11 protein-coding genes and 1 other RNA gene are annotated in these 12,368 nt (G+C 37.8%); 4 read left to right on the top strand and 8 right to left on the bottom strand.

Going from position 1 to position 12,368, the window contains the following annotated elements:
• Window positions 1-3 precede the first annotated feature (3 nt).
• Entirely contained in the window at window positions 4-1,695 is a 1,692-nt protein-coding gene (locus tag ACKWBX_RS16365; protein WP_413969798.1) for a M23 family metallopeptidase, read from the bottom strand.
• 190 nt (window positions 1,696-1,885) lie between these two features.
• Between ACKWBX_RS16365 and ACKWBX_RS16360 the strand changes: the two genes are divergently transcribed.
• The 4 genes from ACKWBX_RS16360 (at window position 1,886) to rny (ending at window position 4,276) form a co-directional block, all read left to right on the top strand.
• The gene (locus ACKWBX_RS16360) at window positions 1,886-2,176 is read left to right on the top strand and encodes a hypothetical protein (RefSeq protein ID WP_413969797.1); all 291 of its coding nucleotides are present in this window, start codon (window positions 1,886-1,888) and stop codon (window positions 2,174-2,176) included.
• Window positions 2,177-2,189: 13 nt separating this feature from the next.
• Complete coding sequence (locus ACKWBX_RS16355) at window positions 2,190-2,486, top strand: cell division protein ZapA (protein WP_413969796.1); 297 nt, start codon at window positions 2,190-2,192, stop codon at window positions 2,484-2,486.
• 57 nt (window positions 2,487-2,543) lie between these two features.
• A non-coding RNA gene (gene ssrS / locus ACKWBX_RS16350) (6S RNA) lies at window positions 2,544-2,654 on the top strand.
• Between the two features lie 53 nt (window positions 2,655-2,707).
• Entirely contained in the window at window positions 2,708-4,276 is a 1,569-nt protein-coding gene (rny, locus tag ACKWBX_RS16345) for a ribonuclease Y (protein WP_413969795.1), read from the top strand.
• A 104-nt stretch (window positions 4,277-4,380) separates the two neighbouring features.
• On the opposite strand, the gene ACKWBX_RS16340 is transcribed toward rny, so the two are convergent.
• The 7 genes from ACKWBX_RS16340 to ACKWBX_RS16310 form a co-directional block, all read right to left on the bottom strand.
• On the bottom strand, window positions 4,381-4,701 hold the full coding sequence (locus tag ACKWBX_RS16340; RefSeq protein WP_413969794.1) for a hypothetical protein: 321 nt from the start codon (window positions 4,699-4,701) through the stop codon (window positions 4,381-4,383).
• 36 nt (window positions 4,702-4,737) lie between these two features.
• Window positions 4,738-6,804: a DUF349 domain-containing protein gene (locus ACKWBX_RS16335; RefSeq protein WP_413969793.1), complete on the bottom strand. Its 2,067-nt coding sequence runs from the start codon at window positions 6,802-6,804 to the stop codon at window positions 4,738-4,740.
• Window positions 6,805-6,949: 145 nt separating this feature from the next.
• Window positions 6,950-7,702 carry a shikimate dehydrogenase family protein gene (locus ACKWBX_RS16330; protein WP_413969792.1) on the bottom strand — a complete coding sequence of 251 codons (753 nt, stop codon included), beginning with the start codon at window positions 7,700-7,702 and terminating at the stop codon, window positions 6,950-6,952.
• Complete coding sequence (locus tag ACKWBX_RS16325; RefSeq protein ID WP_413969791.1) at window positions 7,674-8,693, bottom strand: DUF368 domain-containing protein; 1,020 nt, start codon at window positions 8,691-8,693, stop codon at window positions 7,674-7,676. The genes ACKWBX_RS16330 and ACKWBX_RS16325 overlap by 29 nt, the downstream gene beginning before the upstream one ends.
• 12 nt (window positions 8,694-8,705) lie before the next feature.
• Window positions 8,706-9,620 carry a polyprenyl-phosphate transporter gene (locus tag ACKWBX_RS16320; RefSeq protein ID WP_413969828.1) on the bottom strand — a complete coding sequence of 305 codons (915 nt, stop codon included), beginning with the start codon at window positions 9,618-9,620 and terminating at the stop codon, window positions 8,706-8,708.
• A gap of 20 nt (window positions 9,621-9,640) precedes the next feature.
• The gene (locus ACKWBX_RS16315) at window positions 9,641-11,044 is read right to left on the bottom strand and encodes a tetratricopeptide repeat protein (protein ID WP_413969790.1); all 1,404 of its coding nucleotides are present in this window, start codon (window positions 11,042-11,044) and stop codon (window positions 9,641-9,643) included.
• Between the two features lie 103 nt (window positions 11,045-11,147).
• Window positions 11,148-12,323 (bottom strand): aspartate aminotransferase family protein, encoded by a 1,176-nt coding sequence (locus tag ACKWBX_RS16310; protein WP_413969827.1) that lies wholly within the window; start codon window positions 12,321-12,323, stop codon window positions 11,148-11,150.
• Window positions 12,324-12,368: the final 45 nt, after the last annotated feature.

Here is a 12,368-nt window from a genome sequence, read left to right as displayed (position 1 = left end):
GTTTTATTTTCTGTAAAAAGAAGTGGTCAACACATTTTTGTTACCTACATTATCAATAACGGTAACCTCCAAGGTACATTGTTTTTTGTCCAAAATCCTATCATCAAAATTATAGGTCAATGTTTGGCGCTTGGGTTCGTATTCCATCAAAATCCACTCTCCGTTCAATTTTGCGGAATAGGTATCAATACCGCTAAGGTCATCTGCAATGTAAACGCTCAAATATTTGTAATTGTTGAGCCATTGTTTTTCCTTAAAATTTTTGGTACGTATAATGGGAGCTATGGTATCTTTCGCCAAAGTATAAGTGCCCAGATTTCGTGTTCTGGTGGTAAATGTATTCCCACGTTTATAGGTGGTAGCGTAGTTGGCCTCCAAGTTCTTGTTCAATCTTGCTATAAAAAGCTGTTTTTGTGCTGCTTTTGGATACTTGGAAACATCAAAGGTTATGGTGAAATTCCGATGCGCAGGAACCGTATTCCTATGGATTCTTACGGTATCATTTCCTTTTTTCAAATCGATATAAAAATCCTCATAAAAAGTATTTTCGGGAAAATAGACCTTCGCTACATTCAAATCATAATTATTTGGTTTTTTAGCGATAACATAGTTTTCCGTTTTATCGGATTTTTTTGGAAGCTTCACCGTTTCCTTTTTGCCCTCTATAGGTATTGTAACTTCTACTTTGTTCCCGGCAAAATCTTTCAGGATCAAATTCACGTTATAACTCAAACCTTCCTTTATATTGATGTGTCCGTTATTTTCCAGCTTGTCATAAATACTCAAGTAGTTTCCAAGGGTTTTAAAGCATTTTTGGATACGCTGTCTATATTTTCCATAATAGTCATAATCTATAAGGGTATTAATATATCTGGTTTCCCCAAAAGAGAACTTTTCAAAGTCGTAAGAAGTATAGGTTTTCCCGTTGACCTTGAGTTCAACGGCATATATACCGTTTCTATTGGCAGCCAGATCTTGACGGTCAAACCCGATAAACCCCAATCCTATTTTCCCCAACGCGCTGATTTTATCTCCCAGATACGTACCATCCGATTGTTTGGAAAAATTGATTTCTATCTTTTCCTGACTACCATTGACTTGCGTAGTACTTGATAAGGGATATATGAATAATTTTTCTAGGATGGGGTTGGTAGCATCGGCCACATCAATACCGTATAACAGAGGATTTGTGGGTTTTTCGGAAATACTGCTTCTAATTTCAAAATGTAAGTGCGGACCCGAAGAACCTCCTGTATTACCACTGTACGCAATTAGCTCCCCCTTTTTTATTTTTAATTCGCCATAATCGGGAAACACCTCTACCTCATACGATTTCTTCTCGTATTGGATTTTTTTGATATATTTTTCAATGTCCGGAGAGAATTTTTGCAAATGCCCATAAACCGATGTATATCCGTTTGGATGCGCAACATAAAGCACTTTTCCATAACCCCAAAGCGAAACTTTTATGCGGGTCACGGTGCCGTCTCCTATACCGTAAACCGGAAGACCTTCCCGTTGTTGTGTTTTAATATCTATTCCTGAGTGAAAATGGTTGGAGCGTAATTCCCCAAAAGTACCTGCCAGTATAATCGGAATATCCAAAGGAGGTCTAAAGGCATCAATGGGATAGTTTTCTTGGCCGTTCATTACAAATGAAAAAGCCAAAAAGATTACAAGGGTAATTTTGTTCATAGCATATATTGATGGTACGAAAGTAATTAATCACCGCCAATTCTTAAAAATTGAAGCCGCAAAATAAGAAAACGTATTAAACGTACCTGTATTGCAGTCTTTTGTGAATAGCTACGAGATTATTTCACAAAACTATTGGCAAGTCGTTTTATGAATGTTAACTTTGTGTAAATCGCATTGAATTTTGGGTATGGGTGAATTAATTCAAATCGTTGATTCTTTAGAAAACAAGGTAAGTAAGTTGGTTCACAAATTAGAACTACTTCAAAAAACCAATCTAGATTTGGAGAACGAGTTGACCAACCTAAAAGCCAATCAGAGAAATGCCGATAAAACGGTATCTGAGTGGGAAGAAAAATATAATTCGCTCAAACTTGCAAATTCAATGTTAGGCAGTAATACAAATAAGACAGAAGCTAAGCTTAAAATAAATACCTTAATACGGGAGTTGGACCATTGCATTACCCAACTTTCGGAATAGTATTTTAAATAATATGTCAGAAAAGCTCAAAATAAAGCTTTCCATTGCGGATAGGGTGTATCCATTGACCATAGACCCTGCCCAAGAAGAAGGTTTGCGAAAAGCGGCCAAAAATATTGAACAATTGGCCAAGAAATTTGAGCAGAGTTATGCGGTTAGGGACAAACAAGATGTATTGGCCATGTGCGCCTTACAATTTGCCTCTAAAATTGAGCAAAAAGGCATTGAGCAAACAGAAGGGACCAAAGAAGCCGAGGAGCGTTTAAAAGCGCTGGACGATTTGATCAATTCGCGGTTGTCCTTAAAATAAAAACGTTCTTTTAAATACATCAAAGTTACTGCCCACATTGGTATTATCTTTTGACAAACTCAACATTAATTAGATTTAAAAAGGGTGAGTTTAGATTGTAAAAGCAGGCCCTACTTGCATAGGGATCCTTGATCAGTCTGTTAGCCCTAAACCTGTTTTATGGAGTTTGTACAAAACTTCTCCAATGTGGGCTTTTTTTTTATAAATATTTTAGATATACTATGGACAGTACAATGATTATAATAGCGGCAATAGTTGGCCTGGCGATTGGTTTTGCCATCGCAAAATTCTTGGAAAAAGGAAAAGCCTCCAAAATGATAGCGAGTGCCAAAAAAGATGCTTCACAGATCTTGAAAGAAGCAAAACTGGAAGGAGAAAGCCTTAAAAAGGATAAAATTCTGCAAGCCAAAGAGAAGTTTTTAGAGCTCAAAGCGGAGCATGAAAAGGTCATCATCAACAAGGACAAAAAAATAAACGAAGCGGAAAAACGTACGCGCGACAAAGAGTCCCAAATAAGCAGTGAACTGGCAAAGAACAAGAAGCTAAATGCCCAGTTGGACGAAAAGTTAAGGGACATAGAACATAAGCGCGATTTCTACGAAAAGAAAAACGCTGAACTCGAGAAACTCCACAAAAGTACGGTACAGCAGTTGGAAGTGATCTCAGGACTTTCAGCAGATGAAGCAAAAAGCCAATTAGTGGAAAGCCTGCGCGAAACTGCAAAGACAGATGCTATGGGGTACATCCAAACAACGGTCGAAGAGGCAAAACTTACGGCACAACAAGAAGCGCGAAAAATAGTGATCAATACTATCCAAAGGATAGGTACGGAAGAGGCCGTTGAAAATTGTGTTTCTGTTTTCAATATAGAATCCGATGATGTAAAAGGTAGGATAATCGGTAGGGAAGGAAGAAATATCAGAGCGTTGGAATCTGCCACCGGAGTCGAAATCATTGTTGACGATACGCCTGAAGCGATCATACTTTCTTGTTTTGATTCCGTTAGGAGGGAAGTAGCACGTTTATCGTTACATAAATTAGTGACAGATGGTAGAATACATCCTGCACGAATAGAGGAAATTGTAAAAAAGACGGAAAAACAGATTGAAGCAGAGATTGTTGAAATAGGTAAGCGAACGGTTATCGATTTGGGTATCCATGGTCTGCATCCTGAACTTATTAAAGCCGTAGGACGAATGAAATACCGTTCTTCATATGGCCAAAACCTTTTGCAACACTCACGTGAAGTAGCCAAGCTTTGTGGAGTAATGGCTTCTGAATTAGGGCTGAACCCAAAAATCGCGAAAAGGGCCGGACTGTTACATGATATTGGAAAAGTCCCAAATACGGAAGCTGAGGTAGAAACACCGCATGCTATTTTGGGTATGAATTGGGCCGAGAAATATGGCGAGAAGAAAGAGGTGTGCAATGCCATTGGAGCACACCATGATGAAATAGAAATGACCACCTTGGTATCGCCCATAGTACAGGTGTGTGATGCCATTAGCGGGGCCCGGCCTGGCGCAAGAAGACAAGTATTGGACTCCTATATTCAACGCTTAAAGGACTTAGAGGAAATTGCGTTTGGTTTTGGAGGCGTGCAAAAGGCATATGCCATACAGGCAGGTAGGGAATTAAGGGTAATCGTAGAGAGCGAAAAGGTGAATGATGAGAAAGCCGCCCAACTCTCTTTTGAGATATCTCAAAAAATCCAAACGGATATGACTTATCCTGGTCAGGTGAAGGTTACCGTAATCAGAGAGACAAGGGCCGTAAATGTTGCGAAATAAAGAGTAACGTCTCAAATAAGTATTTATAATATAAAAGAGCGCTTTGGCGCTCTTTTTAATTGTCGTTTACTGTTTTTCTGGGCTTATAAAGAACAGTTTGTATTTCATTTCTTATCATTTATCCATGCTAATAAAGCGTCGGATTCTTCTGTGGTCAAAGTTGCTTTTCTGCCCTTTGGCATTTTCTTTTTTACGAATACTTGCTTGTAAATTTCAGGAGAGAGACTATCCATATTTTTAAACGTGAAAATATCTTGTCGCTTTTTGGTAGCATGGCAAGTGTTACATTTTGTTTGCAATACCTTGAATGCTTGTGATTTAATATCCTCCTGAAAGCTTGGGCCGGTTTTTAAGGCTATCGTATAATCGTTGTTAAATTGTAATAGCAAATAAATAGGTGTCAGGAAGACAACGTATTTTGCCAAAGTATATCCAGTTAACATCATAAAAGTATCGTAAAACTATTCTTCCTCGTTTGAAGTCTCTTCCTGCTCTTTTTGAAGATTGTTTTTTAAGATGTTCAGTTTTTTAAGTTTTACATTCCAGGCGGCAAGAGCATCTTTTTGCTTTTCCACTTTTTTAATCACATCTTGTACCATAGGATTGTTCTCGGAGGCCCCGGAGAAAAACTGTAAGTTATTCTCTAACTGACGGATTTCATCCTTACTTTCATTGATTTTCTTACGAATAAAAGAACGTTCGTTTTGTATGGCTCTTTCCTGATCATCATCATTGGCCAGTTGCTGAATTTTGTTTCCGTATTTCAATAGTTCGGATTCCTGACGGCTAACGTTCAACTTATGGAAAAGCGCATCAATTATTTTATTGAATTTTTGATTGATGCCTTTTTTCTTAAAAGGAACGTTTCCATACTTTTTCCATTCATCAATAAAAGCTTTTATAGTGACCAAATCGTCCTCTTTTTTACTACTTAATTGAAATGCTTTTAAGCGCTCCATACAGGCTTCCTTCAGCTTTAGATTTTCCTCTTCCTTTTTGTAGGTACTGTTTTTTGAGGCATGAATACGGTCAAAATAGTGGTTGCACGCATTTTTAAATTCTTTCCAAAGCTTATCGGAATATTTTCTGGGAACGTGACCAATTTTTTTCCATTCGCTTTGAATACGTTTCATTTCGGATGTGGCCGTAGCTACATCTTCACTGTCCTTTAATTCTAGGGCAATCGCCAATAAAGCTCTTTTTTTATCAAGATTTTCTTGTTGGTCTTTCTTTAGATTTTTATAAAAGGCATTTTTGTTACGATTGAAAGCTCTAACGGCATCCTTGAAGGCCGACCATGTTTTTTCGTTGTCCTTTTGCGGAACTTTGCCCGCCTTAAAAAAAGATTCCCTGAGTTCTTCCAATTTTCTGATCTGCTGTTGGATTTCCCTATGGCTTGTAGATACGTTCTTGGAAAGATTATTTATGGCAGCTATAATTTCACTTTTGACAACAAGGTTTTCTTCATGTATTTTATCCTGATTCTTAAAATATTCCTGTCTCCTGCCATGGATGATTTTTGTAGCATTGCTAAAACGCTCCCATATTTCCTCCCTATGCTCCTTGCCTACGGGACCAATATCTTCTTTCCATAATTTATGTAATACCTGTAGTTCCCTAAAAGCACGATTTAGATCAGGCTCTTGGGCCAAGCTTTCCGCACGCTCCACAATCTTTTGTTTTTCAGCAAGGTTGTGCTTAAAATCCAGATCACGCAACTCACGATTTAGATGCAGGAAATCATAGAATATTTCAATATGATGTTGATAAGTACGCCAAACATTATTATAATCGGCTCTAGGGATAGGACCGGCATTTCTCCATTTTTCCTGAATGTCCTTAAAACTTTGATACGTAGTGTTCATGTCCTCCTCTACATTTACCAGACCTTTTAAGTTCTCAATCAATTCAAGACGGTATGCCAGATTTTCTTTATGGCTCTTTTCTAGATTCTTATAATATTGATTTCTTTTTTCACGATAGTCACTATAAACTTCGTTGAATTGCCTTTTGGTGACGGAGTTGTAGTGAAAGTCTATTTCATTACCACCACTGGCAATAAAATCCTCCTTTTTCTGCTCTATGAATTCTTGAAATTTTAGATTGAATTCATCTCTTATACCATCTACATGCTTTTTGATCGCCTGTACTTTTTCGTTTCTTACCAAGCGCTGCAGTTCTCCCACAAGATTTTCCATGGACATGGAATGGTAATCTAAAATAGGTATTTGATGTCTTTTTTCAGTATGACTATCTTCCGCATCCTCGGCATTGGAATCGTCTATTTCTTCGTGAACATCTTCTGATTCCTTATCCGATTCCTCCTTTTTGGTTACAGTAGTTGGAGTAATTTCCTCTTCATTTTTTTTGGAAATACTTTCTTTGGTTATGGCTTCGGAATTACTATCTTCTTTTGCAATTTCAACATCGGTAGTTTTCTCCAAAACCGATTCTTCAGGATTGGTAGTTTCCGACTTATTAGGATTTACCTCATTTTCAGGTAATTGTGATTCTTTGTCTTTAGACATGATTATCGCTTAGGTCTCTACAAGATAGTAACAACCATAGGAATGGCAAAGGATATAAATTTCTTTTTGGAAATATAAAGCCTGTCTTTTATGGAATACTTTTAAGGAAAAAAATAAAACGTATTGGTCAACTTATTTTTCCTGTTTAAGAGTTCCATATTTCCCAGGACTTTTCAGCTTGTAATTCCAACATCTTTAAGCCATTACATATAGTGGCTCCTTTTATTTCCCCTTCCTTTAAAAAGGTGGTTTTTTCAGGATTGTATATGAGGTCAAAGAACAAGTGGTCTTGGGTAATGGTCTCGTATGGGATTTGAGGTTTGTCCTCTATGTTTGGGAAAGTACCCAAGGGGGAGCAATTGATGATTAATAGGTAGTCGCTCATTATCTCAGGATTTAACGCTTCATAAGTGAAACCACTATTTTTCCCGCTTCGCGATACAAATCGGTATGAAATATTCAGTTCTTTTAAAATAAAAGCTATGGCTTTGGATGCACCACCAGTGCCCAAAATCAAAGCTTTTTTATGTTGTTTTTTTAAAAAGGGTTCCAATGATTTTTGAAATCCATACGCATCCGTGTTGTAACCCGTCAACTTCCCTTTTTCGACTTTAATCGTATTCACGGCCCCTATTATTTTGGCCGAAGGTTCCAGTTCATCTAAAAAAGGGATTACTGCTTCTTTGTAGGGAATCGTTACGTTAAGTCCCTTTAGGTTAGGCGTATTCTCAACAATCGTATTGAATTTTTCAATCGATTCTATATCAAAATTCTCATACCTATGGTCCTCTAGTTTTAACGCTTTGAATTTTTCGTTGAAATATCCCCTTGAGAAGGAATAGGATATATTTTTTCCCAATAAACCGAATCTAAGCAAGTCTTTTTCTGTTTTTTCCATACCAATCCAAAATTAATAATATGCTTATACCCAGTACGATAAAAAATAGGGCCCACCACGTTTCCGGATTTCTTAGATCAGGTAGGAAGCGTTCATAATTGGAAATTATTTTCTCGCCTCGGGAATCCAATAAAACGGTTTCTCCCAAACCTTTTTTATAAATAGTTCTTTTCCATGGCCATACTGTGCCTAACGAACCAGTAATAAATCCAAGAATAACAGCCGTTGTGATGTGTTTGAAACGTTTTAACACAAAACTGAGCAAATGGGACAGAGAGACTAGTCCTGTGGCCGAACCCAAAGTAAAAACAGCCAAAACCTTTAACGTATTCAGACGTTCAGTATTTCTTATAAAGCTAAAATCACCTTGAAACAGTTCGGCAAACGTATCATATAGCGCATTTACGGAGTCTACCAATAGCAATACGTAATTCCCTAAAAGAATCAGGATAAAAGAACCCGAAAGCCCTGGCAAGGTCATGCCGGACACACTTATCATTCCACATAGAAAAATGAACAGCAAGTTGTCATTTTCCTTTGCCGGGCTTAAAAAACTAATGGCGATACCTATGGCCAGACCAATGATGGCAGCCGTAAACGTATCCTTTTTCCAATGCTCAAAGTCCTTGCCTATATAATAAATCGAACCCAAAATCATACCAAAGAAAGCAGACCACACAAAGAGCTCATTGTGTTTCAAAAAATAGTCCAATACCTTGGAAACACTAAAATAACTCACCAACATCCCAAAGAGTAGCAGTGAGATAAAAGAACCGTTTATGTAGCGATAAAAACTCTTGAACCTTCCACTAAATAGTAATTTAAAAGCTTTTATATTTATTTTTTGAAGCGAATAGATGAATTCTTCATAGAATCCTCCAACAAAAGCTACAATACCACCGGACACTCCGGGAACTTTGTTCGCTGCACCCATACATAGCCCTTTGATTACAAGCAAGAGTTTATCTAAAAAGGTTCTTGGGTGGTGCATTGGGTTTGACGCTTACTTTTTTGAAGCTGATTTTTCCAATATAAAAATAAGGGAAAAACCTATGAGCGCTATGATAACGGCATACAATATTTGCGGGTCACCATCATAATTTAAGGGAGAGGTATTGGTATCGATGATAACTTCTTTCTCCCCGAATTTTTTAATTTCCAATATTTTTTTCCATGGCCAAATCTTATTGAGAGAACCTATGATAAATCCGGTAAGCATGGCCAGTGTCAGGTTTTTATAATTTTTGAACATCCATTTGAGGAGTCTGGCAAAACTCAATAGCCCAAATATGGCACCCACAGCAACGGTAGCCACTATTTTAAAGTCTTTTTCGTGAACCGCATCCAAAATGGTTTTATATGAACCTAGGAGCACTAAAATAAAAGCTCCGGAAATTCCTGGTAAAATCATTGCACAAACGGCCAAAGCACCCGATAAGAAAAGAAACGGTAACCCATCTATATTTTCATTTGGAGGTAATGTTGTAATAAAAAATGCGATGGCGGCACCAATCAATAAGATGGTAATGGTACCAAAGTTCCATTTTTTAATTTCTTTTCCAACAAAAAATACGCTTGCGGTTACCAAACCAAAGAAAAACGACCACAACAGTACCGGTTGGTTTTCCAATAACCAACTGACCAATGTCGCTAACGAAAAAAGACTTATAAATATGCCAATAAACAACGCGAGTAAAAAATTACCATTTACTGCAGTCCAAGCTCCTTTGATGCCTTCTTTCCTTAAGATTTTGATCAATCCAAAATCGATATTATTTATGGATGTAATCAATTCTTCATAAATCCCTGATATAAAAGCAATTGTACCTCCTGAAACACCAGGGACTACATCAGCTGCGCCCATGGCAATACCCTTTAAAGTGATGAAGAAATAATCAATTAATTTCCTGTGACCCATAAAATAATGAAGTGAAGCAATTAGGAAGCTTTTTTGGTACTCTCCAAAACGGATTGTACCCATTCCGAATGGGTAAAGTTAGCGAATTGACTTTCCAAAAGATGTATTTCGCTCAAGTTTTTGTCCAGTTGTAAAATATCCAAAAGGGCTATTCTTGCACTGATGAAGTCCTCCAAAAATAACAGCAATCCTAAGATTTTATATTGGATTTCCAAATTTTCCGGATAAAACTCCTTGCCTTGCCCTAAAATTTCGAGTCCGGATTCGGTATCACCAACTTTGTGTACCACTTCTGCCCATGATACCCAAGTATCGAGTTCGTAGTTTCCCAAATCCACGGCCTGCTTAAAGGCAAAATCCGCTTGATGATATTCTCTTAATGCATGGTTTATCTGGGCACATTTTTTCCAATACAACGGATTTTCACCGTCTATGTTCAATGCTCTATTAATATTTTCAAGTGCCTCTTGATAGTTTTCCACCTTAAAATAAAAATTGGTAATGGCCAACCAACCTTTGTCCAAAAGAGGATCTTCCCGTACCGTCTGCTTATAATAATATTGGGCCATATCATCATCGTTCAACTTTTCATAACAACGCCCTATCCTCAAAAAAGCATGGGACGTAGGATCCTCTATACTTATGGTCGTTTCATAATTTTCAATAGCCTCATTGAAACGTCCCAATTTTTCCAACACTTTACCTTTTTCAAAGTAGGCCCCAATAAAAGAATCATCTGATATAATGGCAAAATCAAAAGCGGTAAGAGCTTCGGGGTACATTTTTTCGGTGTAGTATAATTTTCCCAACTGATGCCATGCTACCTCGCAGTAAGGATTTCGCTCTAAATAATCATTTAGATAATGAATGGCACCCTCATAATCCTCTAAAAACTCAAAGCAGTAAATAACGTTGTAGAGTGATGAGTAATCCTGGTCATCAACCTCTAGGCATTTCATAAAACTCTCCTTGGCCAATTTAAAATCATCCATAAAAAGATATTCCATGCCTAACAATGAATGAATGTCAAAACTATTCGTGGAAAGTTCTAATGCCTTATATAATAGGTTTACCGCACCTTCGTGATTATCCTTTTTGGAGAGAATGTTGGCCCGTTGAATGTAGATTTCCTCATTATTGGCATCCAATAATTGAAGTTCGTCCAAGAGCAACTCAGCCTTGGCCAAGTTATTTTCAAAGACCAAAACTTCTACATTTAACAGCTTTAGCTCAATTGATGCAGGATGTTGTTGTAGCCCGATTTTAATCCCTTTCTTCGCCAGAGCAATTTTGCCATTGTTCAGATAATGATGAATAATGTCCTCAAAATCTTCCGCATCAAAGAAGTAGACATCGTCCGTCTTCAACATGGATTCGAACTTGGTAATCGGCTGGTTTGGTCTTTCGTTAGAGTCTAACGCCATAGAAACGTTTTGATTATGCTATGGACTTAAAAGTAAGCTTTTGAAGGTTTTTTTAGCTTACTGTCCACCTTATATTATTAACAAATTAGTTAACAACTTATTGTCATAATGCGTTCAAAATTTGAAGAATAATGGCGCAACCTTCCTTAATTTCCGCTTCGCAAATGGTCAGGGGAGGGGATATACGCACAGCTTTTGGTTCAAAAAGCAACCAAAAGAGAATAAGGTTTTTCTGTTTGGCGAGCAATACCACTTTATTGGTAACTTCTTCATTTTCAAGGATCAAGGCAAGCATTAATCCTTTGCCTCTTATTTCCTTTATTTTGGAATGTACCAGTAATTTACGGAACAACTTTTCCTTTTTCAACGTATCCTGAATCAAGGAAGTATTCAACAATTCGGTCAAGGTAGCCAGGCTTGCCGCTGCAACAACGGGGTTGCCTCCAAAGGTCGTAATATGGCCTAATTTTGGTCGTTCCTGTAAAGATTTCATTATTTTATGACTGCTGGTAAAGGCGCCAACAGGAAGCCCGGATGCCATACCTTTTCCCATCACTAAAATATCGGGAACACAATCAAAATGTTCAAAAGCGAACAGTTTTCCGGTCCGACCAAAACCCGGTTGAATTTCATCCAAAATGAGCAAAGCTCCCGTTTCATCACATTTTTTCCTGACCTTTTTTAAATAGCCGTTTCTGGGGAGAATAAAACCTGCACCGCCCTGAATGGTCTCCAAAACCACACAAGCGGTTTTTTTGGTTATTCGCTCTAGTTCAATTTCCGCATTAAAATGAATAAAAGAAACATCGGGAATCAACGGTCTAAAAGTACTTTTTCTTTCTTCATAGCCCATTAAGCTTAAACTTCCCATGGTATTGCCGTGATAAGCATTGTGGGCCGCAATAATTTCCGAACGTCCTGTATGGCGCCGCGCCATTTTTATGGCACCTTCGATAGCTTCCGTACCCGAATTGACCAAATATGTGGTCTCTAAATTGTGTGGAAGGCTTTTGGCAAGAAGTCCTGCATAGTTTACTGCGGGCGACTGTACATATTCTCCATATACCATTACGTGCATATACCTTTCGGCCTGTTGCTGAACGGCTTTGACGACCTTTGGATGACAATGTCCTAAACTACAGGCCGAGACTCCGGCCACAAAATCCAAATGTTTATTTCCTTCTGTATCATAGATATAACTGCCTTTGGCCTTGGAAACTTCCATTCCAAGGGGATGTGGCGTGGTTTGCGCTTGATATTTAAGAAAATCGGATTTCATGGATGATTTCAAGACGATAGCTTTTAAAGCTAACAAATCTTTTCT

It is taken from the genome of Maribacter algae, assembly GCF_047345745.1.
Classification (GTDB): Bacteria; Bacteroidota; Bacteroidia; order Flavobacteriales; family Flavobacteriaceae; genus Maribacter.
The sequence above is the reverse complement of the archived record's forward strand: the minus strand, read 5'-3'. Positions and strand labels throughout refer to the sequence as shown.